At 67.5% G+C, this 25,508-nt stretch carries 19 protein-coding genes and 2 pseudogenes; 12 read left to right on the plus strand and 9 right to left on the minus strand.

Features of this window, described 5'->3' with window-relative positions:
- Positions 1-4 precede the first annotated feature (4 nt).
- Both PSR88_RS21715 and PSR88_RS21720 read right to left on the minus strand, forming a co-directional pair.
- Positions 5-1,270, minus strand: coding sequence for an ABC transporter substrate-binding protein (locus PSR88_RS21715; RefSeq protein WP_016884494.1), 1,266 nt, complete (start codon positions 1,268-1,270; stop codon positions 5-7).
- The gene (locus PSR88_RS21720) at positions 1,267-2,952 is read right to left on the minus strand and encodes a glycoside hydrolase family 13 protein (RefSeq protein ID WP_016884495.1); all 1,686 of its coding nucleotides are present in this window, start codon (positions 2,950-2,952) and stop codon (positions 1,267-1,269) included. The genes PSR88_RS21715 and PSR88_RS21720 overlap by 4 nt, the downstream gene beginning before the upstream one ends.
- Positions 2,953-3,134: 182 nt before the next feature.
- Here PSR88_RS21720 and PSR88_RS21725 point away from each other — a divergent pair, with 182 nt between their 5' ends.
- Complete coding sequence (locus PSR88_RS21725; protein WP_009477333.1) at positions 3,135-4,151, plus strand: LacI family DNA-binding transcriptional regulator; 1,017 nt, start codon at positions 3,135-3,137, stop codon at positions 4,149-4,151.
- A 2-nt stretch (positions 4,152-4,153) separates the two neighbouring features.
- On the opposite strand, the gene PSR88_RS21730 is transcribed toward PSR88_RS21725, so the two are convergent.
- Positions 4,154-5,236 carry an ABC transporter ATP-binding protein gene (locus PSR88_RS21730; RefSeq protein WP_016884496.1) on the minus strand — a complete coding sequence of 361 codons (1,083 nt, stop codon included), beginning with the start codon at positions 5,234-5,236 and terminating at the stop codon, positions 4,154-4,156.
- A 229-nt stretch (positions 5,237-5,465) separates the two neighbouring features.
- Between PSR88_RS21730 and PSR88_RS21735 the strand changes: the two genes are divergently transcribed.
- Positions 5,466-6,470, plus strand: a complete 1,005-nt coding sequence (locus PSR88_RS21735; RefSeq protein WP_011596729.1) for an ROK family glucokinase — start codon at positions 5,466-5,468, stop codon at positions 6,468-6,470.
- Positions 6,455-6,790: a WhiB family transcriptional regulator gene (locus PSR88_RS21740; protein ID WP_005253437.1), complete on the plus strand. Its 336-nt coding sequence runs from the start codon at positions 6,455-6,457 to the stop codon at positions 6,788-6,790. The genes PSR88_RS21735 and PSR88_RS21740 overlap by 16 nt, the downstream gene beginning before the upstream one ends.
- 10 nt (positions 6,791-6,800) lie before the next feature.
- On the opposite strand, the gene PSR88_RS21745 is transcribed toward PSR88_RS21740, so the two are convergent.
- The 3 genes from PSR88_RS21745 to PSR88_RS21755 all read right to left on the minus strand — a co-directional run bounded on the left by PSR88_RS21745 (position 6,801) and on the right by PSR88_RS21755 (position 11,553).
- Positions 6,801-8,609: a serine/threonine-protein kinase PknD gene (locus PSR88_RS21745; protein WP_016884497.1), complete on the minus strand. Its 1,809-nt coding sequence runs from the start codon at positions 8,607-8,609 to the stop codon at positions 6,801-6,803.
- A gap of 52 nt (positions 8,610-8,661) precedes the next feature.
- Positions 8,662-8,910 (minus strand): hypothetical protein, encoded by a 249-nt coding sequence (locus tag PSR88_RS21750; protein ID WP_016884498.1) that lies wholly within the window; start codon positions 8,908-8,910, stop codon positions 8,662-8,664.
- A 90-nt stretch (positions 8,911-9,000) separates the two neighbouring features.
- On the minus strand, positions 9,001-11,553 hold the full coding sequence (locus PSR88_RS21755) for a LuxR C-terminal-related transcriptional regulator (protein WP_029539706.1): 2,553 nt from the start codon (positions 11,551-11,553) through the stop codon (positions 9,001-9,003).
- Positions 11,554-11,992: 439 nt separating this feature from the next.
- On the opposite strand from PSR88_RS21755, the pseudogene PSR88_RS21760 reads away from it, so the two are divergent.
- Both PSR88_RS21760 and PSR88_RS21765 read left to right on the plus strand, forming a co-directional pair.
- Positions 11,993-13,196, plus strand: a pseudogene (locus PSR88_RS21760) (acyl-CoA dehydrogenase family protein).
- 129 nt (positions 13,197-13,325) lie between these two features.
- Positions 13,326-13,586 (plus strand): acyl-CoA dehydrogenase family protein, encoded by a 261-nt coding sequence (locus PSR88_RS21765; RefSeq protein WP_378584790.1) that lies wholly within the window; start codon positions 13,326-13,328, stop codon positions 13,584-13,586.
- A gap of 68 nt (positions 13,587-13,654) precedes the next feature.
- Here the strand turns inward: PSR88_RS21765 and PSR88_RS21770 are convergent.
- Together PSR88_RS21770 and PSR88_RS21775 are read right to left on the minus strand one after the other, a co-directional pair.
- Positions 13,655-15,463: pseudogene (locus tag PSR88_RS21770) on the minus strand (alkyl/aryl-sulfatase).
- The gene (locus tag PSR88_RS21775) at positions 15,460-16,584 is read right to left on the minus strand and encodes an AI-2E family transporter (protein ID WP_016884503.1); all 1,125 of its coding nucleotides are present in this window, start codon (positions 16,582-16,584) and stop codon (positions 15,460-15,462) included. The pseudogene PSR88_RS21770 and the gene PSR88_RS21775 overlap by 4 nt, the downstream one beginning before the upstream one ends.
- A gap of 172 nt (positions 16,585-16,756) precedes the next feature.
- Between PSR88_RS21775 and PSR88_RS21780 the strand changes: the two genes are divergently transcribed.
- The 3 genes from PSR88_RS21780 (at position 16,757) to PSR88_RS21790 (ending at position 20,310) form a co-directional block, all read left to right on the plus strand.
- Positions 16,757-17,179, plus strand: coding sequence for a hypothetical protein (locus PSR88_RS21780; protein ID WP_009477342.1), 423 nt, complete (start codon positions 16,757-16,759; stop codon positions 17,177-17,179).
- Positions 17,180-17,191: 12 nt separating this feature from the next.
- Positions 17,192-18,886: a SulP family inorganic anion transporter gene (locus tag PSR88_RS21785; RefSeq protein WP_016884504.1), complete on the plus strand. Its 1,695-nt coding sequence runs from the start codon at positions 17,192-17,194 to the stop codon at positions 18,884-18,886.
- 86 nt (positions 18,887-18,972) lie between these two features.
- Positions 18,973-20,310, plus strand: a complete 1,338-nt coding sequence (locus PSR88_RS21790) for a DUF1254 domain-containing protein (RefSeq protein WP_016884505.1) — start codon at positions 18,973-18,975, stop codon at positions 20,308-20,310.
- Here the strand turns inward: PSR88_RS21790 and PSR88_RS21795 are convergent, their stop codons facing one another.
- On the minus strand, positions 20,311-20,703 hold the full coding sequence (locus tag PSR88_RS21795; RefSeq protein WP_016884506.1) for a DUF2254 family protein: 393 nt from the start codon (positions 20,701-20,703) through the stop codon (positions 20,311-20,313).
- Positions 20,704-20,849: 146 nt separating this feature from the next.
- Between PSR88_RS21795 and PSR88_RS21800 the strand changes: the two genes are divergently transcribed.
- The 4 genes from PSR88_RS21800 (at position 20,850) to PSR88_RS21815 (ending at position 25,415) form a co-directional block, all read left to right on the plus strand.
- Positions 20,850-21,821 carry a hypothetical protein gene (locus PSR88_RS21800; RefSeq protein ID WP_016884507.1) on the plus strand — a complete coding sequence of 324 codons (972 nt, stop codon included), beginning with the start codon at positions 20,850-20,852 and terminating at the stop codon, positions 21,819-21,821.
- Between the two features lie 95 nt (positions 21,822-21,916).
- The gene (locus PSR88_RS21805) at positions 21,917-23,182 is read left to right on the plus strand and encodes an aspartate kinase (protein WP_009477349.1); all 1,266 of its coding nucleotides are present in this window, start codon (positions 21,917-21,919) and stop codon (positions 23,180-23,182) included.
- A gap of 3 nt (positions 23,183-23,185) precedes the next feature.
- Complete coding sequence (locus PSR88_RS21810) at positions 23,186-24,217, plus strand: aspartate-semialdehyde dehydrogenase (protein ID WP_009477350.1); 1,032 nt, start codon at positions 23,186-23,188, stop codon at positions 24,215-24,217.
- Positions 24,218-24,296: 79 nt separating this feature from the next.
- Entirely contained in the window at positions 24,297-25,415 is a 1,119-nt protein-coding gene (locus PSR88_RS21815) for an alpha/beta hydrolase family protein (RefSeq protein ID WP_016884508.1), read from the plus strand.
- Positions 25,416-25,508 lie beyond the last annotated feature (93 nt).

Genomic DNA, 25,508 nt, shown 5'->3' on the forward strand with positions numbered 1-25,508 from the left:
TCCTCTAGGACCCGGCCGCGGCGATCGCGGACTGGATGTCGGCGGCGGCCTGGTCCACCGTCTTCTCGCCTTTGATCGCGGCGTAGGCGTTGTTCTGCACGGCCCGGGTGACCGCGGGATAGAACGGGGTGATCGGCCGGGTCACGGCGTTCTCGATCGACGTCTTCAACGTGGGGAGGTACGGGTACTGCTCGATCAGCTCCGGGTCGTCGTAGACGTCGGCGCGGACGGGGGCGAGCGATCCCTGCGAGAGGAAGAATGCCTGTGACTTCTTCTCCAGGAAGAACTTCAGGAAGTCCGAGGCGGTCGCCTTGTGCTCGGAGTACACGTTGATCGCGGCGCTGTGCCCGCCGAGTGTCGAGTGACCGGGCCCGCTCTTCCCCGGCAGCGGCGCCACCGCGAACTTGCCCGACACTGCGGAACTGCCCTGACCGTCCATCAGGCTGTACGCGTACGGCCAGTTGCGCATGAACAGCAGGTCGCCGCTCTGGAACGCCTGCCGTGCCTGCTCCTCCTGGAACGTGACGGACTCGCGGGGGATGGCACCCGAACGGTAGGCGTCGACGAGCGATTGGAGCCCCGCCTTGGCTTCCGGGGTGGTCATCGTCGGGGTCACGCCGTCCGGTCCGAGGATCGACCCGCCCGCGGTGTTGATGGCCTCGGACGCGTTGACGGTCAGCCCCTCGTACTTGGCGTACTGCCCGGCGTAGCAGCCGATTCCGGCGTGTTGCGCCGTCCCGCACGCGCCGAGGAGCTCGTCCCAGGTGGCGGGCGGATGATCCAGCAGGTCGGTGCGGTAGTAGAGCAGCGCGCCGTCACTGGTCTGCGGAGCCGCATACAGGACGTCCCCGTACGTGGCCCCCGCGACCGTCGCGGGGAGCAGGCCGGACGTGTCGATCGCCATCGGGCCCTCGAGTGGTTGCAGCCATCCGCGGGCCGCGAATTCGGCGGTCCACACGACGTCGACGACGGCGACGTCGTACCCGGAGTCGCGGGACTGGAAGTGCTGCACCAGGTCCTCGTGCTGCTGGTCTGCCTGGTCGGACTGCTCCTTGAACGTCACCTCCTCGCCGGGATGGATGGCGTTCCATTCGTCGATCAGCGGCCGGATGACGTTGGAGTTGTCCTTGCCCTGCACGTAGGTGATGGGCCCGCGGCCATCCAGGTTCTCCTTCTCCGCCTGCGCGGCTGCGTCGATGCCCTGATCGGCGCAGGACGTCGCCGCGAACAGGACGCCGACGGCCACCGCGGCGGCGGCGACGCGCTTCATCGTGATTCACCCGTGCCCGGGTCCGACAGCCACACCGCGGCGTCGGACGGGAGAACCCCGCCGGTGATGCCGGCGACCGAACCGAGTACGACGGTCAGTCGTTCGGGGAGTGCGATCGGTTCGGTGCCGGTGTTCACCCAGCACTGCACTGCGCCGCGGGCGAACGCGAGCACGTCCCGGGGAGTGTCGAGCCACTCGACGGCATGCGGGGTGTCGAAGAATTCGCGTCGCAGTTCCAGCGCCTCGCGGTACAGCGTGAGGAACGACTCGGGGTGGCCGGCCTGCGCTTCCGCGGTGTGCGGGGCCCAGTGTCCCGGCTGCGGAAGCCACGTGTCCTCCTCCGCGTCGAACGGGGAGAAGCCGTACGGCACTGCGTCGTTCGACCACGGGATCGGAACCCGGCAGCCATCCCGGCCGCGGTCGGTGAAGCCGGTCTGGAACCACGTCGGATCCTGCCGGACCTCGTCGGGAAGGTCCTCGACCTCTTCCAGTCCGAGTTCCTCGCCCTGGTAGATGTATGCGGTGCCAGGCAACGCCAGCTGCAGCAGCGCGGCCGCGCGGGCACGACGCCGGCCCAGTTCGTGGTTCGGATCCTCGAGCGCCCAGCGGGCCCGCTCCCAATCGGTTTCGACCAGGTGGTCGGGCTGCGAGCGCGAGTAGCGGGTGACGGTGCGGGGAACGTCGTGGTTGGAGAGCACCCACGTAGCGGGTGCGCCGACGGTCGCCGCCTGCTCGAGCGCGTCGTCGATCACGGCACGGATGCTCACAGAACGCCAAGGGGCGCGCAGGAAATCGAACTGGAACGCGGTGTGCAGCTCGTCGGGCCGCAGGTAGCGGGCCAGGCGGTCGTTGCCGGGTACCCAGGCCTCGGCGACGAAGACGCGGTCGGCGTAGGTGTTGGCGACGGCCCGCCAGCCCCGGTACACCTCGTGGACGGCATCCTGATCCCACGCGGGGTGGGGGTCGGTGTGCTGCGAACCGGGAAGGCGCTCACCGGCATCGGGGAGTGCGGGATCCTTGGCCAGGCCGTGGGCGACGTCGATCCGGAAACCGTCGACGCCCTTGTCGAACCAGAAGCGCAGGATGTCCTCGAACTCTGCCCGGACCTCGGGGTGCTCCCAGTTGAGGTCGGGCTGGGCGGGAGCGAACAGATGCAGGTACCACTCGCCGGTGCCCAGGCGGCTCCACGCGGGACCGCCGAACGCGCTCTGCCAGTCGTTGGGTGGCTCGTCGCCTGCCGGACCGCGCCCGGGGCGGAAGATGTAGCGGTCGCGGGCTCCGGGCTCGTCGCGGAGGGCGGCCTCGAACCAGCGGTGCTCGCTGGAGGTGTGGTTGGGCACGATGTCGAGGATCACGCGGATCCCCAGCTCGTGGGCCTCGGCGATGAACGCCTCACCCTCCGCGAGCGTGCCGTACGACGGCTCGATGTCGCGGAAGTCGGCCACGTCGTAGCCGGCGTCCGCCATCGGCGACGGGTACCAGGGATTGATCCACACGGCGTCGACGCCGAGGTCGGCGAGGTAGGGCAGCTTGGAACGCAAGCCGGTGAGGTCGCCGATGCCGTCGCCGTTCCCGTCGGCGAAGCTGCGGATGTAGACCTGGTAGACGACGGCCGTCTTCCACCAGGCCTCTGGGTGCCGGCTCGCGACGGTGGTTGCGGTCGACTCCACGGACTGGGTCATCGAATCTCCTCGGTGGGGGATGGGATGGGGAAATGTGATGCGTAAACGTTTGCGTAAATAGCGTGAGGCACGTCACAGGGGGCTGTCAACTTGAGCGGTGAGATTCTTTTTTCGCACTACAGCGTCATGGAACTTGTGAGGATTCAACGCAAATATTTGCGTTACTCGCTTACTGTAGGAACGTGATCCCCAAGCAGTCCGTCAACATGGCCGACGTCGCGCGCCGCACCGGAGTCTCGATCGCCACCGTCTCGCGCGCGTTGCGCGGCGAACGCGGTGTGTCTGAAGCGACCCGACTGCGAATTCAGAGGGCCGCCGACGAGTTGGCGTACGTCATCTCACCCGAGGCGTCGAAGCTGTCGGGCGGCGCGACGGGCCGGGTGGCCGTCGTGGTGCCGTGGATCGACGCCTGGTTCTACTCGCGGATTCTCGCCGGCATCGAACACGAACTCCGCGCCGCGGACCTGGACGTGTTGCTGTACTGCCTCGAGGAGTCGTCCCAGCGCGAATCGTTCTTCGAACGGCTTCCCTTGCGCCGCAAGGTCGATGCCGTCATCGCCGTGGCGTTTCCTCTCACCGGGCCGGAGCGGGCGCGGCTCGAGGAGATGGATGTGACCGTCGTCGTCATCGGCGCGCACGCCGGCGAGTTCCCGTCCGTCCGTATCGACGACGAACTGGCCGCGCGTCAGGCCGTCGGGCACCTGATCAGGATCGGCCACACCCGGATCGGAATGATCCGCACCGTGGACCCGGAGGGTCAGTACTGGGAGGGCGACATCGCCCGGGTGGCGGGATTCCATGCCGCTCTCGCCGACGCCGGACTCGACGACGACTGCACGGCGACCGTTCCCTGGGGAATCGAGGGCGGCGAGCGCGGCATGGAACTGCTGCTCAGCCGTGCCGAGGTGCCCACCGCGGTGTTCTGTCATTCCGACGAGGTCGCCGTGGGAGCGTTGCGCACGCTGCGACGTGCGGGGATTTCCGTTCCGGCCGGGATGTCGGTGATCGGGATCGACGATCACCCGACGGCCGAGCTGGCCGACCTGACCACGGTGCGGCAGCCGGTCGGGGAGCAGGGTGCGGCGGCCGGCCGGGCGGTCGTGGAACTGCTCAGCGGACGGGAACCGGCGGAACGGGCGGTCGTGCTCCCGACCCACCTGGTGGTTCGGGGCTCGACCGCCCGCCCTCCGGAACTCTGACGTCAGCGCACGAGACGCTCGCCCGCCGCGTCGGTGGCGAAGATGTGCGCGTGTGCCTCGTCGACGCGGACGTGCACGACCTGGCCCTTCTCGGGTGGGTTACGCCAGTCGACCCGTGCGACCAGGTTCTCGGTCCGGCCGCCCACAGTGGTGCGGCCGAACACGAATGCCTCGGAGCCGAGTTCCTCGACGACGTCGATCTCGAGTTTCAGTCCGCCGGAGTCGGCGATCTCGACGTGCTCGGGCCGGATCCCGAAGATCACCTCACGCCCGCCCGCCGCGGTGAGGGCATCGCGGGGAACGGGAACCAGCTGGTCGCCGATCTGCACGCCGCCGTCGGTGACGGGCACGGTGAACAGGTTCATCGACGGTGAACCCATGAATCCCGCGACGAAGACGTTCGCGGGCCGGCGGTAGAGCTCGCGGGGGGACGCGCACTGCTGCAGCACGCCGCCCTTGAGGACGGCGACCCGGTCGCCCATCGTCATGGCCTCGACCTGGTCGTGGGTGACGTAGACGGTGGTGGTGCCGAGTCGGCGCTGGAGCTGGGCGATCTGGGTGCGGGTCTGCACCCGGAGTTTCGCGTCGAGGTTCGACAGCGGCTCGTCCATCAGGAACACCTGGGGTTGGCGGACGATGGCGCGGCCCATCGCCACCCGCTGTCGCTGGCCGCCGGAGAGGGCCTTGGGTTTGCGGTCGAGGTAGGCGCCGAGGTCGAGCATGTCGGCGGCTTCCCCGACGCGCTTGCGGATCTCGGCTTTGTCGGTGCCGGCGAGTTTGAGGGCGAAGCCCATGTTCTCGGCGACGGTCATGTGCGGGTAGAGCGCGTAGTTCTGGAAGACCATCGCGATGTCGCGGTCCTTGGGTTCGGCGTGCGTGACGTCGCGGCCGCCGATCAGGATCTGGCCGCCGTCGACGTCCTCGAGTCCGGCGAGCATCCGCAGGGAGGTGGATTTGCCGCAGCCGGACGGGCCGACGAGGACGAGGAATTCGCCGTCCTCGATGTGCAGGTCGAGTTGATCGACCGCCGGGACGTCCGAGCCGGGGAAGAGCCTGGTCGCGCCGTCATAGGTGATTGTTGCCATGAGAAATGAATCCCTCCACCGGCAGGAACGTGCCGGACGATCCGAGTGTTAGGGGTGTGCCGGCAGACACCGACGAGGAAGAACTATGGCCTAGATCACAGTGCTTGTCCACTTGGAGGCGAGCCAGCTTTGTTCTCGAAAAGACGGAAGTGTGTATTGATGAAAATCCAAAGGTCCTCTACTGTCAGCGTGACACCCCTCACTCGCAGATTTGAAGAGGACACGAGACATGGCTCTGACAATTGGCATCGACGTGGGTGGCACGAAGATCGCAGCCGGCGTGGTCGACACCGACGGAGTCATCCACCGGATGGTGCGTCGTGACACCCCGTCCCACGATGCGCGCCGTGTCGAGAACGTCATCGCCGAACTCGTCCGCGACCTGGCGGATACCCACCCGGTGCAGGCGGTCGGCATCGGCGCGGCCGGCTTCGTCGCCGCGGACCTCAGCACCGTGCTCTTCGCCCCGAATCTGGCCTGGCGCAACGAGCCTCTCGGCGAGGTGGTCGAAGCGGCGTGCGGACTGCCGACGGTGGTGGAGAACGATGCCAACGCCGCGGCATGGGGCGAGGCGCGCTTCGGGGCCGGGCGGACGGGGCAGACCGTCGTCGTGCTCACGGTCGGAACCGGGATCGGCGGCGGCATCGTCGTCGACGGCGTGCTCCATCGCGGCAAGTTCGGTGTGGCCGCGGAATTCGGGCATCTCAATGTCGAACCGCACGGTCGCCGATGCGGCTGTGGCAACCACGGCTGCTGGGAGCGTTACGCCAGTGGCCGGGCGCTCGTCCGCGAGGCGCAGGATCTGGCGAACGTCTCGCCCGGTTTCGCCGCCGACCTCCTGGCCCGCGCCGGCGGACGGGCGGACGCCATCACGGGCCTGCACATCACCGCGGCCGCGCAGGAAGGTGACCCCGCCGCGCTCGAGTGTTTCCGGGTGATCGGTTCCTGGCTGGGTCATGGCATGGCGGACATCGCGGCGTTCTTCGACCCCGACCTGTTCATCATCGGCGGGGGAGTGTGCGAGGCGGGCGAACTGCTGCGCGGTCCCGCCGCCGCCGCGTTCGAGAACCGTCTCACCGGACGCGCACACCGACCGGTCGCCGAGGTGCGACTGGCTGAACTCGGCGCGAACGTCGGCATCGTCGGCGCCGCCGATCTGGCCCGGGAACGAATTCTCGGGCTCGCACACAACGGCTCACGAGTATCTGGAGGAGTGCAATGTCCAATCGGTTGAGTCTTCCCATTCCGGTCGCCGAGGTGTGGGACTGGCAGAGGGACGCCGCGTGCCGCGGCTACGAGTCGTCCACGTTCTTCCACCCCGACCGCGAACGTGGCCGGGCTCGCGAGATGCGGGACTTCCGCGCCAAGATGATCTGCCGCGGATGCCCCGTCCTGGTGCAGTGCCGGGAGCACGCGCTCAGTGTCGGTGAGCCGTACGGTATCTGGGGTGGACTCTCCGCGAACGAGCGTGAAGAACTGCTCGCCAATCACCACGGCCGGGTGGACGAGGCCGTCGCGGAATCCTTCGGCTTCGATCTGGCGCGCCAGGCCTGAGCGGGAGCGGTCAGCTTCCGGCGGGCAGCATGACCACTCGGCTGTTGTCGGTGTCCGCGACGTACACGTCGCCTCGGCTCGACACGGCGATCCCCTCCGGCTGGTCCAGCTCGGAGAACGGGAGAACCTCCTGCTCGTCCGAACCGGCGGCCAGTCGCAGAATGCGATTGTGGTTCTGATCGATGGCGTACACGGTTCCCTCGTCGTCGACCGCGACACCACCGACGCTCTGGAGATCGGTGAACGGCAGGTAGCTCTGGGCATGGGTGGCGGCGTTCCACGCGAGAACCTTGTTGGGTGTGCCGACGTAGAGATCCCCGTGTTCACTGACGGCGACGGCGAACGGGCCGATCACCGTCAGCGGCACCGCGACGGGAGCCGCGGTGACGTCGTGCAGCGACATCACCCGATTGTTCAGCGTATCGGCGACATACAGCGTGGCGTCCGGCCCGAGTGCGATTCCGAACGGCTGGTCGAGTCCGGCGAACGGCAGCGGCACCTGGGTGCTGCCGTGCAGCATCGTCACGGTGTTGGTCACCAGATCGGAGACGTAGACGTCGCCGGACGCACTGACCGCGACTCCCTGCGGAACCTCGAGTCCGGTGAAGGGAAGAACTGTCTGCTCGTACGTCCCGGCGCTCACTTTCAGGACCTGTTTGGCCGCGCTGTCGGCGATGTACAGGTCTCCGGTGCCCGAGACCGTGAGCCCTGCCGGACCCTGTAGACCGGTCAGCGGGAGCACGACCTGCGCGCTCGTCGACTCCTCTCCCGGCCAGGCGACATAGGCGACGGCGGCGACGACGAGGACGAGGACGCCGGCCAGCAGCGCGGCGAGCAGTCGGCGCGTCCGCCGCCCCGCGACCGGTGTCGGTTTCGTGGGCACCGCACCCGGCACGGTGTCGGGACGGGTCACGTCCGGACCGCTCGCGCGGGTGGTCGAGGCGGGGTCGACCAGGGCAGCAGGCCGGGTCACGTGGCCGGGCCCGGACCACTCGATCGCGCGGACGGCGTCGCTGAACTCACGACAGGTCGAGTAGCGATCTTCGCGGTTCTTGGCCAAGGCGCGCGCGACGACCGCATCGACACCGGTGGGCAACCCGGGGCGCACCACGCTCGGCTGGGGAATCGGTCCGTTCAGATGGCCGTGCATCACCGAGGACGCGGTGTTGCCGGGGTACGGCGGTTCGTTGGTGAGCAGGTGGAAGAAGGTGCAGCCCAACGCGTAGATGTCGACGCGATGGTCGAGTTTCTCGCCCTCGATCTGCTCGGGCGCGGCGTAGTGCAGGGTCGCCACCAACATCCCGGTGCGGGTCAGCTGATGTGTTTCGTCCAGGGCCTTGGCGGTGCCGAAATCGGTGAGCAGGACCCGTTCTGGGTCGCCCGGCGCGAGCAGGATGTTCGCCGGCTTCACGTCGCGGTGCAGAATCCCGGCCTCGTGGGCGTGGTCGAGTGCCTTCCCTGTCTCGCTGACGATGTGGACGGCGCGCTCGACGTCCAGGGCGCCGGAGCCGAGCGCTTTCCTGGCGTCGCTGCCGGGAACGTACTGCATCGCGATCCACAACCTGCCGCCTTCGCGGCCGCGGTCGTGGACGGTGACGATGTTGGGATGGTCGAGATGCGCGGCGTGGTCTGCTTCCGATTCGAAGCGTGACCGGACGTAGTCGTCGTTCGTCCACGACGTGTCGAGCAGTTTGAGGGCGATCTTGCGCGGCAGGTTGGGATGCTGGGCGAGGTAGACGGTGCCCATGCCGCCTCGTCCCAGAACCCGTTCGATCACGTAGCCGGCAAACACCGTGCCCGGTTCGAACTCGCCGCTCACATCGGCTTCACCGCCTCCCGGGTCACTCCAACCATTGAACCCCGACGCCGGGTCAGTCCGGTAGCCGCCGCATCTCGATGACGGTCAGTCCCAGAGCGTCGAAGCGTGCCAGCATGCCCCGGAGATCCGTCGGGCTGTCGACCGGGCCGTAGAGCGTGGTGTCACCGGTCGTGACGTCCGAGACGTCCAACTCGGGGAACGCGGCCAGCACCCGATCGGAGAGGGCGCCGCTGATCAGGAAGGCGTACCTGACCTTGCCGGGCCAGTTCGATTCAGGACGCACCACGGTGGGCTCCTTCATTCGCATCGTCGTTCCAGAACTCGGTCAGCCGTAAATTTCAGGGTGACCGACGAAACGGCAACGCGCCTCACCCGCAAGTGGTGAACCGGCTCAGAGCAAGCCGTTGTGTTGCGCGGCGGCGATGGCGTCGCGGCGGGAGGTGACGCCGAGCTTGCGGTAGATCCCGCGCAGGTGGGTCTTCACGGTGTTCACCGACACGCACAGATCTGCGGCGATCTGCTCGGCGGTCCGCCACGACGGAAGTTCCACGAGGAGTTCCAGTTCGCGGGGAGTCAACATGTCGGACGCAGCACTCTCCGACCGCGGGAACGACGCCCGGAGCCTCTCCGCGAAGGGTTCGAGGACACCGAACCGGCCGGTGCTCCGCACCAGTAGTTCCCGGATCTGCGGTCCGCAGTCGTGGAACGGGCGCAACGCCGACTGCGGTTCGGCGAGACGCAACGCCTCGGTGAGCGCGCTGTGGGCTCGTGAATCATGTTTGCGGGCAAGCGCGATGGACGCGTCGACGAGCCACGCCGCGATCAGGTTGGTTCCCGCCGCGCACTCCAGTTCACCGTCCAGGACGGGTTGGAGTGTCTTACGTGCCAGGTCGAGGCGATGGAGGTGCAGATGGACGATCGCCTCGACGACGGCTGTGTCGCCGGTGGGTCCGAGGAGGGCATGCGTCTCGGACGCCAGCTCGTGCGCCCACCCGGTCTCGCCGGCGAACAGATAGGCGTACTGGATGGCAGGCAGCAGCACCGCCCGGATGCCGGGCGGGACCGGCAACGAGGACGACACGGGGCTCTCCGCGTGCAGCGTTGTCACCGAACTGTGCCGGTTTCCGGTCTCGTCGAGACCGAACAGGGTGGCGGCGCCGTCGGCGAAACCCGCCGTCTCGGTATGTGCGCGATGCAGTGCCTCGGCGGACTCGGCGGCGAGACGTGCGGCATCGGGGTCCATCCGAATGTAGCGGCACCAGGAGTCGATGAGCTTCGCCAGCTGGAATGTCGGGTCGCTCGTTGCGGAATGGGTCCGGCCGATCGCCAGTGCCTCGTCGGCCAGTGCGGACGCCCGCACCACGTCCCCCCGCGACATCGCGACGCCGCCGAGAGTTCCCAGGCAGTACATGACGCCCAGCGGCACATCGCCGAGTCGAGCGTGGGCAAGCGACTTCCCGAGCACGACCTCCGACTCGTCGTTCCGCCCGAGGAACAGCAGCGCGCGCCCTTCCTGGAGCAGGACGAACGCGTCGAGATCGGGATCGCCGCTCGATCCGACACCGACATTGCGCAGCCGGTTCAGGGCGGTCTCGATGCCCCCGGTGCCGATCGCGGTCTGCACCCGGAGCGAATCGCGGAGCAGCAGGTGTACCCGGGACTCGGCGGCGCCGTCCACCAGCAACCCCGACCGCCTGCGGTCGAGAAGCTCGAGGGTGGACGTGGCCACCGGGATGTTGCCCGATGCGAGCGCCGCGGCGGCGCGGATGAGCCGCGCCGACGGGTGGTCCTGCGAAGATCGGGGCGCCCGGGTGAGGAGCCGGTCGACGGCCTCCCCATGACCTCCGACGATCAGGGCCAGCGAAGTCCGGGCGAGCAGCGCCACGATCTCGTCGTGGTCACCGGAGTTCACCGCGTGCTCGAGTGCGAGCAGCGCGTCCCCGAATTCGTCGTGCCAGTGGGCGGCCGTCAATTCGAGATGCTCGACTTCGACGTGCCCGATCCGGCTGATCTCCGCCCGCAGATAGCTCCGCAGCAGCGGGTGGTAGCGATAGTGAGTGGGGCTGTCGGTGATTCTGCTGATCAGAAAATTGTGGTGTTCGAGCCAGTCGATGTTGCCGTGCGCATCCGTGCAGCCCGTGAGCTTCTCCGCGAGTTCGACTGTGAACGAGACGGGTACGGACGTGCGCAGGAGGAATTCGCGCATCTCGTCGGTCTGGCCGGCGAGGACCTCTTCGATGAGATAATCGGCGACCGCCCGGCGGTCGCCCGTGAACTCGGCGATCAACCGGCTCGGATCCGGATGTCCTTCCAAAGACATTCCCGCCAAACGAATTCCGGCAGCCCAACCCTCCGTGCGATCCATCAGCGCGTCGAGATCGTCCGCGCTCAGCACGACGTCGTGCTCGTCGAGCATCTCGGCCGCCTCGTCGGACGTGAAGGCGAGATTCTTGGCCGTGAGCGTGAACAGCTTGCCGTCCAGGCGAAGTCGCTGCAATGCCAGCGGCGGCTCGAACCGTCCGATGATGACCATTCGCAGCATCGGAGGTTGCCAGCGCACGAACGACTCGAGGTCGGTGAGTACGTCGGTGTCGCGGAGGAGGTGGGCGTCGTCGATGACCATCCAGATGTTCTCGCCGAGTTCGTGCAACGCGGCCGACAACTGCGCGCCGAGGTCCGGTGCCTCGGAATCGAGCCCGGCGCATGCCTTCTGCACGCGAGCATTCCCGGTGTCGGTGAGTGAGCGGAGGATCGCCCGGTGGACTACGTCGAGGTCGTTGTGCCGCTCCTCGATCGTGAGCCAGGCAATGGTCGGAGCGTCGCCCGCGGCGAGCAGTTCCCGCGCCCAGTCGCCCACGGCCCGCGTCTTTCCCGACCCGGCCGGTGCGCAGACGAGCGCCACCGGGCAGGGGTGGGCGTCGTCGGTGAGCGCTTCGGTGAGCATGGTGTGCAGGCGGGTCCGGGTAACCGTCCGACCCCCTGCACTCGTAGGTATTCGAGTGCTCAGATGAAATTCGCCGAGAGGTGCTGCCGTCACGCCGACCCCCAATTCTCGCTGCACCGAGAAACGATCTTCGACAAACGCCAATCCCGGACGCCGTTGGCCGGTGGGACGATTTTAGCGAGAATGCGCTGTCTTGTGTGGGTGAACGTGTTTTACCGAACGGGAACGCCACGCTGTCGTGCTGGTGTTCGGACTACTTCGTCATCGCGATCCTGCACCCGATTCGGAGTCCGTCACTCCGCGGGGACCTGAGAAATTAGCCAAAGCCGCGTTGCAGGCGTGAGCCTGCGGAAGCATTCGACACACTTGTCAACGGAAGTAGACAGCATGCACACACAGGTGGTGCCCCGCGGGCCCACCCGATCACGAACTCGATGCGTTGCGGGCCGAGGTGCGAACGTTCCTGCGCGAGCAGATCGACGCCGGCGTGTTTTCACCCGGTGTGGACACGTGGCTCACCAGGTGGAATCCGGACTTCACGAAGGCCCTCGCAGCCCGCGGCTGGCTGGGCATGACGATCCCGGCGGAGTACGGCGGGCAGGGCCGCACGTTCATGGAGCGGTTCGTCGTCACCGAAGAACTGCTGGCCGTCGGCGCGCCCGTCGCCGCACAGTGGGTCGCGGACCGGCAGGCCGCGCCGTCGCTGCTCACCTACGGCACCGAGGAACAGAAGCAGCGGTTCCTCCCCGGAATCGCGGCGGCGAGATCAGCTGGGCGATCGGAATGAGCGAACCGGAATCGGGCTCCGACCTCGCGAGCGTCCGCACGAAAGCGGTCCGGGTCGACGGCGGCTGGCGGATCACCGGGACCAAATTGTGGACGTCCGGCGCCCACCGGGCCGACGCGTTCTTCGCTCTCGCGCGGTCGGCTCCGCTGGATCCGGCGCAGCGCCACGCCGGGCCAGCCAGTTCATCGTTCTGCTCGACTCCCTGGGGGTGCAGATCAGGCCGATCCTGTCGATGTCGGGCGATCACCATTTCAACGAGGTGATCCTCGACGACGTGTTCGTGCCGGACGAGTTGCGGCTCGGCCGCATCGGCGAAGGCTGGAAGCAGGTCACGTCCGAACTCGGGTTCGAATGCAGTGGCCCGGAACGTTTCATGTCCACGTTCCCGATCCTCGCCGCGATGGCCGAGGAAACCCGGGAGGGACGGCAACCGGCCGATGCCCGCATCGGAGCGCTCGTCGCCCGGACCTTCGGACTCCATCACATGTCCCGTGCGGTGTCGGAGGCACTGGGGCGTGGTGACGACGCCGAACTCGGCCTCACGAGGCTCACCGGCCCCGAATCCGAGGGCGGCAGCGACGCCGGGTGGACGGAGTCGGCGTACCTGATGGCGGCCGCGGGCGCGGCCGATCTCCCGATCGCCGAGAACGATCTGCTCGCGGGATGCTGCTCGGCAGGTCCGGGTGCCCGACCGCGAACTCCGGCCCCGCCGTGGTCCGCACCGCAGCCGTGCTGGACGCCGATGGCACTGCAAGGCACGTCCCGTGGGCACGCTCGGCGGATGCGCTGGTGGGGCTGTGGGAGGCGGACGGAACGTGGCGGGTCGCCGAATTCGCCCGCTCGGACCTCGAGGTGACGGAGGCGGCCAATCTCGCGTCGATGCCGCGGGATCACGTCCGGGTCGACCTGTCCGCACAGCAGGGCACACCGGTGCCGGCGGACGTGGTGACCGAGTTCCGCCGCCGCGGCGCACTGGCCCGGGCGCTTGCGATGGCCGGGAACCATGGAACGCGTCCTGACCCTCGTCGTCGAACACACCTCGGCGCGCGCACAGTTCGGTCGCGCGGTGGGCAAGTTCCAGGCGGTGCAGGCCATGGTCGCCGACATCGCTGCGGAGGGCGCCCTGGCACGCGCCGCCGCCGACGCCGCGGTATCGATCGCCGAGGAACACGGGTTCGGAAGCTCGGAGGCCGGTTTCGCCGTCGCCGGGGAACGTGGCCTGTGGCGGCTCATCACCGACGGGTAGGCGGCTCCGCCGCCCGTGCGCGGTTAGCGGGTGCAGAGACTCGTTAACCGCGCACGGGCGCGGAGCGCCTACGGCGTGACGATCGGGAACGCGCTGTCGGGTGCGTCGAGGAGTTCCGTGAGGACCAGGAGTTTCGACGGGTCACCCGTCACCTCGATGCCCTCCAGCCCCTTGCCGGCGAACAGTCCGAGCAACTGCATCTTCGTCAGGGTCAAGGAGACGTCCGGTTGCGTCGTGGTCCTCGGCGCGACCGTCTGGATGAGCGCACCGTTGGACAGCGACGTCCGTTAGTGCGCTTCGGGTTCGGTGAAGTGCCACTCCGCGACGAGGGACTTGTCCCAGGCACGTGGGCCATTGATGCGGAGGGCGACGGAGTCGAAGATCTGCTCGATCGTCAGGGCGCTCAGCATGTCTGCGCCGAGGTCGCTGAGCGGCGGGGCGACGATGCCGCCGCGCAGTTCGAGTGCACCCGTGAGGTAGAAGTTGCGCCACGTCGCGTTCTCCGCACCGAATCCGAGTTGTTCGTACGTGCGGGCAAGCAGTTCTTTCGCGTCGCTGTCCGACGGGTCGGCGAACACCGCATGCTTCGAGAGTTCGGCGGCGAACCGGAAGTCGCCGTCGTCGAAATACCGTTGAGCCTTGGCCCGGACCTCGCTCTGGCCGCCCATGCACTCGACGTACCGTGTCGCGACGTTCTCCGGCGGGTGCTGCCACAGCGACGTCGGGTTGCCGTCGAACCAGCCCATGTACCGCTGGTAGATCGCTTTTACGTTGTGGCTCACCGAGCCGTAGTAACCGCGTGCGTGCCAGGCGGATTCGAGGGCAGGCGGAAGCGGGAAGTCCTCGGCGATCTCGGTTCCCGTCATCCCGGTGTTGAGCATCCGCAGGGTCTGGTCGTGCAGGTACTGGTACAGGTCGCGCTGCTGCGACAGGAATGTCACCACCCGGTCGCGACCCCACGTCGGCCAGTGGTGGGAGGCGAATGCGACGTCGTAGCCGCCGTCGAACATCTCGATCGCCTGGTCGAGGTACCGCGACCAGGCGCGGGGGTCCCGGACCAGCGCGCCCCGCAGCGTGAGGAGATTGTGCAGATTGTGGGTGGCGTTCTCCGCCATACACAGTGCCCGGTGGTCGGGGAACAGGAAGTTCATCTCGGCGGGCGCCTCCGTTCCCGGCGTCACCTGAAAGACGATCCGGATGCCGTCGACGGGCTCCTCCTGGCCGGTGTGGGTGATGTCGACGGTCGGGGGGATCAGTCCGGGCCGACCCGCCGAGGTGTTCGTTCCGAGCCCCGCCCCGAGGTGCCCGCGCGGGCCCTTGGGGAGCAGCGGTCCGTACATGTAGGTGGCGCGCCGGCCCATTGCCGTTCCGGCATAGACGTTCTCGGATACCGCGTGTTCGAGGAAACCTTCGGGGGCGAGGATCGGGACGTCGCCGCGACCGTCCGGGAGAACGCCGACGACGCCACCGAAGTGATCGATGTGGGAGTGCGTATAGATGACTCCGGTGACGGGCCGGTCGCCACGGTTCTTCCGGTACAGCGCGAGCGCGGCGGCCGCCGTTTCCTGCGAGATCAGCGGGTCGATCACCAGGACGCCAGTCTCGCCCTCGACGATCGTCATGTTGGACAGGTCGATTCCGCGTAGCTGGTAGATGCCCTCGGTGACTTCGTACAGACCGTTCTTCGCGCACAGTTGCGACTGACGCCACAGGCTTGGGTGGGCGGTGTCCGGGCAGTCACCGTTCAGGAACGAATACTCCTGCATGTCCCACACCACGCGACCGTCCCCACTCGTGACGGTGCAGGGGTCGAGGCGGTCGACGAAACCGCGGTCGGCGTCCTCGAAATCGGTGGTGTCCGAGAAATCGGGTGTCATGATTCTTCCTTCTCGTGTCGCGGTGGGGAGGGGGCAGGAACCGGTGCAGGGGGAGTGGGAGCGCTGCTGAGGATCGTGTTCACCCACCGCGTGGACGGGTCGATGTCGATCAGCAGCGCCTTCGCCATCAACGACAACGGGATTGCCAGGATCGCGCCGAGCGGCCCGAGGATCCACGCCCAGAACACCAGCGACAGGAACGTGAACGTCACGGACAGGCCCACCGCGTCACCGACGAACTTCGGCTGGATCACCGACTGGATGATGACGTTGATGACGCTGTACACGACGATGACCGTCAGCATCAGTCCCGGACCGCCCTGGAGCAGCGCGAGCAGGGCCGGCGGAACCAGCCCCAGGATGAACCCGACGTTCGGGATGTAGTTGGTGATGAACGACAGCAGTCCCCACAGGATCGGCAGCGGAATTCCCAGCGCCCACAGTGCCCCGGTGTCGATGACGGCGACGATCAGCCCGAAGACCGTGGACACGATCAGGTACGTGCGGGTGCCGGCCGAGAACGACGTGAGAGCGGTGGCGATGTCGGGACGCATCTGCGTGACGATCCGCATCCGCGCACCGTAGGAACTTCCGTCGACGGCCATGAACAGCAGAAGGGCGAGGACGAACAGAAGATTCGAGAAGATGCCCAGCATCGACTGCAGAATCCCCTCCACGAAGCCGAAGACCTTGCCGTAATCCACCTGGGAGAGCAGGGTCTGGGAATCGGTCGAGTTCACGCCGTTGCTGTTCAGGAAACTCTGGGCGTCATCGATGAGGGCGGTGAAGTCGTCCGCGTACTCCGGTAGGAGCGTGGCGAGTTGGGCAACCGACAAGGCCAGCGACAGCACGAGGACGAGAATGATGCTGTTGACGACCAGGATCGCCGCGATCGTGGCGAGCCAGGTCGGGAGACCCTTTCGGTGAAGCCATTCGGGCAGCGGGTGAACCGCGACGGTCAGCATGAGAGCGAGAAAGATCGGGCCGACTATCGACGCGGCCACCTGTATGCCGGCCACGGTGACGACGAGTGCGGCCAGGCCGAGGATCACGATCAGACCCCGCGGCATCGACCACTGAGAATCCGGCGCCGCGCCGGATACGTCCTGCGGATCGGTCATCGCGTGTCCCTTCGCAACAATCGGCCAACCGGGATGCCCCGAATCGACTGTTGCACCCGGCCGACGACGACACATCATCCGTTGCAGATGAGGATCACCCGGCGCGGATGATGCCGATGCCATCGCGAAGCCGCACGATTCCACTGTTCGAGCACATCCTTTCGAGAAGGGCATGGACATGACGACAAATCCGGAGTCCAGGACCACCAGCCCTGTCAAACAGGGCTTTGCCGCGGGAACGTCGCTGGCAGCGGCGATATTGCTGCTGACCGTCGGCGTGATCTCCTTCTTCCAGGGCATCGCCGCGGTCGCCTCCGACAACCTGCTGGTCATCGGTGTCCAGTACACCTACCAGTTCGACACCACCGCATGGGGATGGATCCACATCCTTCTCGGCGTCGTTCTGGTCATCAGCGCGATCGGCCTCATGACGGGCGCCACCTGGGCCCGTGTCGTGGCCGTCTGCATCGCCGCGCTGTCGATCCTCGCGAACTTCCTCTGGCTGCCCTACTACCCGCTGTGGTCGATACTGATCATCGCGCTCGATGTCGTCGTGATCTGGGCGGTCACCACCTGGGATACCGCCAGGGACTAGGACGATGACGACGTGGTGAGCTCCGCGACCGGCACTTGGCCGGTATTCGGCTCGCTGCAGGAGTATCGGAAAGGGTGGGTCAGGCCCGACGTCATCGCGGGCCTGACCGTGTGGGCCGTGCTGGTCCCGGAGGCCCTGGCCTACGCAACCATCGCGGGAGTTCCCCCTGTCGTCGGTCTGTACGCGGCGATACCGGCCCTGGTCCTCTACGCCGCGGCAGGCAGTTCCCGGCATCTGGTGGTCGGGCCGATGTCGGCGACGGCCGCCCTGTCGGCCGCAATCGTCGCGCCGCTCGCCGGGGCGGACGGTGGCAAATACGCCGCCCTGACAGCGGTGCTGGCAATCGCCACCGGCATCGCCGGGCTGCTCGCGGGGCTCCTGCGTATGGGCTTCATCGCGGCGTTCATCTCGGAGCCGGTGCTGAAGGGCTTCATCGTCGGGCTGGCTCTGACCATCATCGCCGGGCAGGTGCCTGCCCTGTTCGGAGTGGAGAAGGAGCACGGCAACTTCTTCGAACAGGCCTGGGGGGTCATCACCCAGCTGGGCGACGTCGACTGGGGCACATTCGTCGTCGGTGTGCTCAGTCTCGTCGTGGTGCTCGGATTCACACGGTGGCTGCCGCTCGTGCCCGGTTCGCTGCTGGCCGTCCTCCTCGGTATCGCCGCGGTCGCCGTGTTCGGTTTGGACGGTAGAGGTGTCGACATCGTCGGTCACATCGACTCCGGTCTGCCGTCGGTGGGACTGCCGGGCGGTGTCGGATTCGACGACTACGTCGACCTTCTCGGGCCCGCAGTCGGCGTGCTGCTCATCGGGTTCGCGGAAGGGCTCGGTGCCGCGAAGACGTACGCCGCGAAAGAGGGCTACGAGGTGGACCCAAACCGGGAACTCCTCGGCCTCGGCGTCGCCAATCTCGGCTCCGGGCTGTGCTCGGGGATGGTGGTGAACGGCAGCCTCTCCAAGACGGCGGTCAACGGCGGGGCCGGCGCCAAGTCGCAGGTCAGCGGTCTCCTTGTCGCGGTCCTCACCGTGGTGACCCTGCTGTTCCTCACCGGACTGTTCGAGAAACTTCCCGAGGCGACGCTGGCGGCGGTGGTCATCGCCGCCGTCATCGAACTCGTCGACATCTCCGCGCTGCGCCGGCTCTACGGGGTGTGGACCGAAAGGCTCGGCAGCATCTACGGATACGCCGCGCGCGCCGATTTCGCAGCCGCCCTCGCCGCCATGGTGGGCGTGCTCGTGTTCGACACCCTGCCCGGACTCGTCATCGGCATCGGGGTCTCCATGCTGTTGTTGCTCTACCGCTCGTCCCGTCCCCACGTCGCGGCGCTGGCGAAGGAAGGGTCGCTGTGGGTGGACGCCGAGCGTCACCCCGACCTCCCGACCACCCCGCACGTGGTCGTGGTGCGCGTCGAGGCTGGACTGTTCTTCGCGAACGCCGATCACGTCAAGGACCGCATCGAGGACCTGTGCACCGACGACACGCGAGTGGTGGTAATCGACGCCGAGACGTCGCCGTTCGTCGACGTCAGTGCCGCGCAGATGCTCGTGCAGTTGCGGGATGTGCTCGCACGCAGGGGAATCGAGCTTCGTGTGGCGCGGGACATCGGGCAGTTCCGCGACACGATTCGAACCTCGGGTTCGGACGCGACCCCCGTCGGCCTCTACCCGACCGTGCGAGAGGCTCTCGCGGAACCGGACCCACAGTAGGCGCTCCGCACCCGTGAGTGGTTGACGAGTCTCTGGACTCGCAGACCACGCACGGGCGGCGGAGCCGTACGGAACAGGAGACAGTAGTGAGCGCAGGATTGCAGGAACTCGCCGCGAAGGCGTGGGTGTACGGTTTTCCGCTGGTGTTCGACCTCGACCAGGTGAACCGCTTCGTGTCGGAGGGAATGGGGAGCCTCGACGCGGGACCCTTCAACAAGTTCAGCCACGCCCGCACACTCGCCGGGCCGCAGGACACGTTCGTCTCGGTCAACAACGACACCATCTATTCGATCGCCCAGATCGACCTCGGCCACGGACCGCAGTTGCTGCGAGTCCCGGACGCCGGTGGGGCGTACTACGTGCTGCAATTCGTCGATGCGTGGACCGACAACTTCGCGTACGTCGGCAAACGCGCGACGGGAACGGCTGCCGGCCGTTACCTGCTGACCGGTCCCGGGTGGTCCGGTGAGGTCCCCGACGGTGCGACGCAGATCGCGTTCCCCACCGCGGTGGGCACCGTCATCGGCCGCTGGGCCTGCGACGGCGAGGTCGACCTGGAGCGGGTGAAGGGATTGCAGTCGGCCCTCACGTTGGAACCCGTCGGCGACCAGGAACCGGCGGAGGGCCTGCCGGTACCCGACCCGAATGTCCCCGAGGAACTTCAGTTCTGGGAGAAGCTGCGGGTGTACTCGCAGGCGTACCCACCCGCCGCACAGGACCTCGTCGCGCAGCAGGCGTTCGCCCCGCTCGGGTTGCTCGAGACGGGGCAGTCGCCGTACCTCGAAGCGCCGCCGGACCTCGCATCCGTGCTCACCGCTGGTGCCGAGGCCGGGCGCCAATCACTGGTCGCCGCACTGAAGTCGGGTGCAGGAAGCGAGGTGGTCAACGGGTGGCAGTTGATGTACCACGCCTTCGACTACAACGACGACTTCTTCGAGATCGGCACCCTCGACTCACCCGAGTGGCGGATCGAGGACCGCTCGAAGGCGCTGGGACTGCGGGCCGGCGCCGCGATGGCGGGGCTGTGGGGAAACCATGGTTACGAAGCCGCATACGCACCGATCTACCACGACAGCGAAGGCAACGAACTGTCCGGCGAGCACACCTACACACTCACGTTTGCGCCGACCCCACCGGTCGACGCGTTCTGGTCGATCACCATGTACGACCTCCCGGACTTCTACCTCGTCGACAATCCGATCGACCGTTACTCGATCGGTGACCGCACGCCGGGACTGGTGTTCGCGGACGACGGTTCGCTGACCATCACACTCAGCGCGGACGCCCCGGCCGATCCGGTGGCCCGCACCAATTGGCTGCCGACACCGGCAGTCGGGTTCCGGCCGCTGCTCCGGATGTACAGCCCGAAGCCGGAGGTGTTCGATGGAACGTTCGAGATCCCGCCCTTCGTGAAGACCAGGTGATCAGGGGGCGCAGGTGATCGGACTGATCTGAGTGCGAACGTCGTACGACGCCGCCGACACGTAGTCGTCCCAGTCGGGAAGGAGCAGGACGACGCGCAGTTCTCCCATCGCGGGTCGGTGGAAGCCCAGGAACATCCCGAAGGAGTTCCACACCAGCGGGTCGTCGCGGAACAGCGTCAGTCGCGGGGTCAGCGTCGTGGCACCGAACTGACCCACGAGGAACAGCAGCGAGAACACCACGCTCGCCGGCGTGATGACGGCGCCGGCGACAGTGAACAGCAGGGTGGCCACGCTGGTGCCGCTCGTCCGGGGACCGATGTCGAGGGTGGGGAGCGCGAGGCCGAGGAGGAAACCGCCGAACAGATAGCCGAGCTGGACGAGCCCCAGTCGCAACGGCGGCCGGCGGCGAAGCGCGCGCAGAACAGGTCGCGAATCCGATCGGACCTGGGGAACTCGGCTGCTCTGTTCACGGCGTCCCCTTCGCCCTCCGATGATCCCGAATCGGCGGTAGGGTTCGTGCCGATTCGAGGGGGGATCGAGTGAAGAAAGTTGCCGCGGCGCTCCTGTGCGCCGTGATCACGTCCGGGTGCGCGCACAGCGTGTCGGGGACTGCGGGGGCGTCTCCGCTGCAGGAACTGAGCCCCGGGCAGCAACGGCACATCCACGTCGAGAACGCGCTCCGCGACGCCGATCCGTGCGGACTGCTCGACGTGGCCGCGGTGCGGGGCGCCGGAACAGTCCAGCAGTACGGGTCCGCCGTGCAACTGCCGGTGTGTTCGGCGTTGATGGCCGGGCCCGGCGGCGCGACCACCTACGTGGAGTTGTCCCTGCTGCCGTCGATGCTGCCCGACGCAGCGCTGACCCGGCCGGAGACGGTCGACGGGGTGACCGTCTACCGCGGTGCGGGCGCCGACCAGATGCGCGGGACGTGTGAGCGCGTCTTCCGGCTGAACCTCGGAACCGACCGGGAACAGGTGGAAGGGCAGCTGGCGACCGTCCGCGCCGGAACCGTCGCCGGCCAGGACGCCTGCCCGATCGCCGACGCGGTGCTGGACTCGGCGATTGACAGGATGCGGTCGGGACTGCCCGCTCGCGACGCCACGTCCGCGCATCAGGTGGCGCTCGCGGTCCACGACCCGTGCGAAGTACTCGACGTGCTGGGCGCCACGGCGGGCGGACGCGTCGTCGATCCGGAATCGCCGCCCACCCCGTTCGACTGCGTGCTGTTTCCGAACCCGAATCGGGTGCCGGGGAGTGAGGTGACCGTGTCGTTCACGCTGTCGCCGGTCAAGGAAAACCGACCACCCGTTCCCGCCGAGCCGGAGACGGTCGGCGACCGATGCCGGTGGACGAGCCCGATGGGCGAGCCGATCGACATCACACGGCCCGGAGCGGGCGTCGACGAGTTCACCCGCAGGCTCGGTCACGCCGGTGCAGTCGTCACTGTTCACGGGCCGAACTGCGCGGCCGTGGCGAGGGTCGCGGACGCCGCGAACACGGCGTTCGGATAGGCGTCCGAACGGACTCACCCGGGATCAGATTGGACTCCGCCGGTAAGCTCGACAGCTGGACCAGTACAGATTCATCGACCTGGAGGTAGAAACGCGTGGCTCTCGTCGTCCAGAAGTACGGCGGATCCTCGGTGGCAACCGCCGAGAGAATCCGACGAGTGGCTGAACGGATCGTCGAGACCAAGAAGGCCGGCAACGATGTCGTCGTCGTGGTTTCAGCGATGGGGGACACCACTGATGAGCTGCTCGATCTGGCTCAGCAGGTGTGCCCAGCCCCACCCGCCCGCGAAATGGACATGCTGCTGACCTCCGGTGAGCGCATTTCCAATTCTCTCGTCGCGATGGCAATTCATTCGCTCGGTGCGGAGGCCCGTTCGTTCACGGGCTCCCAGGCGGGCGTCATCACCACCGGTGCTCACGGCAACGCCAAGATCATCGACGTCACACCGGGCCGCGTCCGGGATGCGCTCGACGAGGGCTCGATCGTCCTCGTCGCCGGGTTCCAGGGCGTCAGCCAGGACAGCAAGGACGTGACGACCCTCGGGCGCGGCGGTTCGGACACCACCGCGGTGGCCCTCGCCGCGGCCCTCGAGGCCGACGTCTGCGAGATCTACACCGACGTCGACGGCATCTTCACCGCCGACCCGCGCATCGTTCCCGACGCGCAGCGTCTCGAGACGGTGTCGTTCGAGGAGATGCTCGAGCTCGCGGCGTGCGGCGCGAAGGTGCTCATGCTCCGCTGCGTCGAGTACGCCCGCCGATACAACGTGCCTGTGCACGTCCGTTCGTCATACACGACCAAGCCGGGCACCATCGTGTCCGGATCGATGGAGGACATCCCCGTGGAAGAGGCAATCATCACCGGAGTCGCGCACGATCGCGGCGAGTCCAAGATCACCGTCGTCGGCCTGCCCGACACCCCGGGTTACGCCGCGCAGGTCTTCCGCGCGGTGGCCGAGGCGGAGATCAACATCGACATGGTGCTGCAGAACATCTCGAAGGTCGAGACCGGCAAAACCGACATCACGTTCACCTTGCCCACCGCCGACGGCCCGCGCGCCGTCGAGAAGCTGACGAAGCTGCAGGGCGACATCGGCTTCACGCAGGTGCTGTTCGACGACCACATCGGCAAGGTGTCGCTCGTCGGCGCCGGCATGAAGAGCCACCCGGGCGTCACCGCGACGTTCTGTGAGGCCCTCGCGAAGGCCGGTGTCAACATCGACCTCATCTCCACGTCCGAGATCCGTATCTCGGTGCTCGTCAAGGACGTGGAGCTGGACAAGGCCGTGAAGGCGATCCACGATGCATTCGGGCTCGGCGGCGACGAAGAAGCCGTCGTGCACGCAGGAACGGGACGGTAGATCATGACCACCATCGCTGTCGTCGGTGCCACCGGACAGGTCGGCATCGTCATGCGCACCCTCCTCGAGGAACGGAACTTTCCCGCGGACAAGGTGCGGTTCTTCGCTTCCGCGCGGTCGGCGGGCAAGAAGCTGCCGTTCCGCGGCGAGGAGATCGTCGTCGAGGACGCGTCCGCGACGTCCGACGAGGACCTGAAGGGCATCGACATCGCCCTGTTCTCGGCCGGTGCGACGCTCTCTCGTGAGCAGGCCCCGCGGTTCGCTGCGGCAGGCGCCACGGTCGTCGACAACTCGTCGGCGTTCCGCAAGGACCCCGACGTTCCGCTGGTCGTCAGCGAGGTCAACCCGGAGCAGGCGAAGAACCCGCCGAAGGGCATCATCGCCAACCCCAACTGCACCACGATGGCCGCGATGCCGGTGCTGAAGGTTCTGCACGACGAGGCCGGTCTGCAGCGTCTCATCGTGTCGAGCTACCAGGCCGTGTCGGGCAGTGGCATCGCCGGTGTCGAGGAGCTGCTGGGCCAGGCCCGTGCCGTCATCGACGATGCGGAGAAGCTGGTGCACGACGGCAGCGCCGTCGACTTCCCGGCCCCGAACAAGTACGTCGCACCCATCGCGTTCAACGTTCTGCCGCTGGCCGGCTCGATCGTCGACGACGGCAGCGGTGAGACGGACGAGGACCAGAAGCTCCGCAACGAGAGCCGCAAGATCCTCGGCCTGCCTGACCTGCTCGTGTCGGGCACGTGCGTCCGCGTCCCCGTGATCACGGGCCACTCGCTGTCGATCAACGCCGAATTCGAGCGTCCGCTGTCGGTGGAGCGTGCGCAGGAGCTCCTGTCGAAGGCTCCCGGTGTGCAGTTGGTGGACGTCCCCACCCCGCTCCAGGCCGCGGGCAGCGACCCGTCGCTGGTCGGGCGCATCCGTCAGGATCCGGGTGTCCCGGAGGGCCGCGGTCTGGCACTGTTCGTGTCCGGCGACAACCTGCGTAAGGGTGCCGCCCTCAACACCATTCAGATCGCCGAACTGTTGGTCTGATCTCCCCCACGTGAGTGGCAAAGTGTGCTTCCGCACGCTTTGCCGCTCACGTCTGTTTGTGCGGGTGGATACTGAGCCGATGAGAGTCGTCGGTGCTGCGGTGGCGGCGATTCTGTTGCTGCTCACCGGTGCGAGCGAGGCGTCCGCGCAGCCGGGAATCCTGCTGTCGCAGGAAGAACTTCCACCCGCCGCGGTCCCCGGCCAGGCAGGCGACAGCGTCCGGGTCCGCTACTCGACCCTGCGCACCGCGACCGCGACCGGTGAGTCGACCGGATCGATCTTCCTTCCCCGTGGCGATCCCCCCGACGGCGGCTGGCCGGTGGTGTCCTACGCGCACGGCACGGTCGGGGTCGCCGACCAGTGCGCGCCGTCCGTCGCCGGATTCAACTACGTCGAACTGCCCGCGATCGAGCAGTGGCTGGCCGCCGGGTATGCCGTCGCAGCAACGGATTACGCGGGAATCGGCACGCCCGGTGTCAATGCCTACCTCGACGGCCCTGCTGCCGCCGCGAACGCCGTCGACATCGTCCTGGCCGCCCACGACGTCTACGGGGACGTGCTCAGTGACCGGTGGATCGTCACGGGACTGTCTCAGGGCGGGCACGCGACCTACTTCGCTGCCCGCGGGGCCTCCGCCCGGGCACCCGCGCTCGACTTTCGCGGCGCCGTCGCGGTGGCCGCGCCGACACACCTCGAACAGCTCTTCCCGGCCGCGGGTCCCGCGATTCCGGCGCTGCCGACAACCGGAATCGTGAACTACGCGTTGCTGACCCTCGCCGGCATCGACGACCAGCGTCCGGAGGTCGACATTCGGCGGTATCTGTCGCCGAAGGGAATCGAATTGATGGAGCTGGCGAAGGTGACGTGCAGCCGGGAACTCGGCCGGTACCTGCTCGCCCATCCCGCTTCGGTCGGGGACCTGTTCGCGGCGCCCCTGTGGAACGAGCAGTTCCGGGCGCTGTTCCGGGAGATGCAGCAGGTGCCCGTCGACGGGTTCGACCGCCCCTTGCGGGTGGTGCACAGTCTGTCCGACACGTCGGTGCCGATTCCGTTGACGTGGGCGCAACTCGCCGAGATGCAGCAGCGCGGGGTGAACGTCGAATATCAGCAACTCGCCGCCGAGGATCACCGCGAATCACTGATGGCCTCAATGCCGGAGTCCCTGGCGTTCGCGGCGCGCGTGCTGTCCCCCCGGTGAGTGGCACCGCGTACCCGAGCACACTTTGCCACTCACCTGGGTTCACCCGGCACGTGCGAGGCGGAGACGGCGCCCCGAACCTACGGTTCGGAC

The sequence above is a fragment of the Rhodococcus sp. DK176 genome (assembly GCF_038447315.2).
Taxonomy (GTDB): domain Bacteria; phylum Actinomycetota; class Actinomycetes; order Mycobacteriales; family Mycobacteriaceae; genus Rhodococcus_F; species Rhodococcus_F jostii_A.

Coding starts and splice junctions, on each gene's coding strand:
- PSR88_RS21715 (WP_016884494.1), bottom strand. CDS start 1,270: ATGAAGCGCGTCGCCGCCGCCGCGGTGGCCGTCGGCGTCCTGTTCGCG.
- PSR88_RS21775 (WP_016884503.1), bottom strand. CDS start 16,584: ATGACCGATCCGCAGGACGTATCCGGCGCGGCGCCGGATTCTCAGTGG.
- PSR88_RS21780 (WP_009477342.1), top strand. CDS start 16,757: ATGGACATGACGACAAATCCGGAGTCCAGGACCACCAGCCCTGTCAAA.
- PSR88_RS21815 (WP_016884508.1), top strand. CDS start 24,297: ATGAGAGTCGTCGGTGCTGCGGTGGCGGCGATTCTGTTGCTGCTCACC.
- PSR88_RS21755 (WP_029539706.1), bottom strand. CDS start 11,553: ATGCTCACCGAAGCGCTCACCGACGACGCCCACCCCTGCCCGGTGGCG.
- PSR88_RS21735 (WP_011596729.1), top strand. CDS start 5,466: ATGGCTCTGACAATTGGCATCGACGTGGGTGGCACGAAGATCGCAGCC.
- PSR88_RS21810 (WP_009477350.1), top strand. CDS start 23,186: ATGACCACCATCGCTGTCGTCGGTGCCACCGGACAGGTCGGCATCGTC.
- PSR88_RS21720 (WP_016884495.1), bottom strand. CDS start 2,952: ATGACCCAGTCCGTGGAGTCGACCGCAACCACCGTCGCGAGCCGGCAC.
- PSR88_RS21740 (WP_005253437.1), top strand. CDS start 6,455: ATGTCCAATCGGTTGAGTCTTCCCATTCCGGTCGCCGAGGTGTGGGAC.
- PSR88_RS21750 (WP_016884498.1), bottom strand. CDS start 8,910: ATGAAGGAGCCCACCGTGGTGCGTCCTGAATCGAACTGGCCCGGCAAG.
- PSR88_RS21730 (WP_016884496.1), bottom strand. CDS start 5,236: ATGGCAACAATCACCTATGACGGCGCGACCAGGCTCTTCCCCGGCTCG.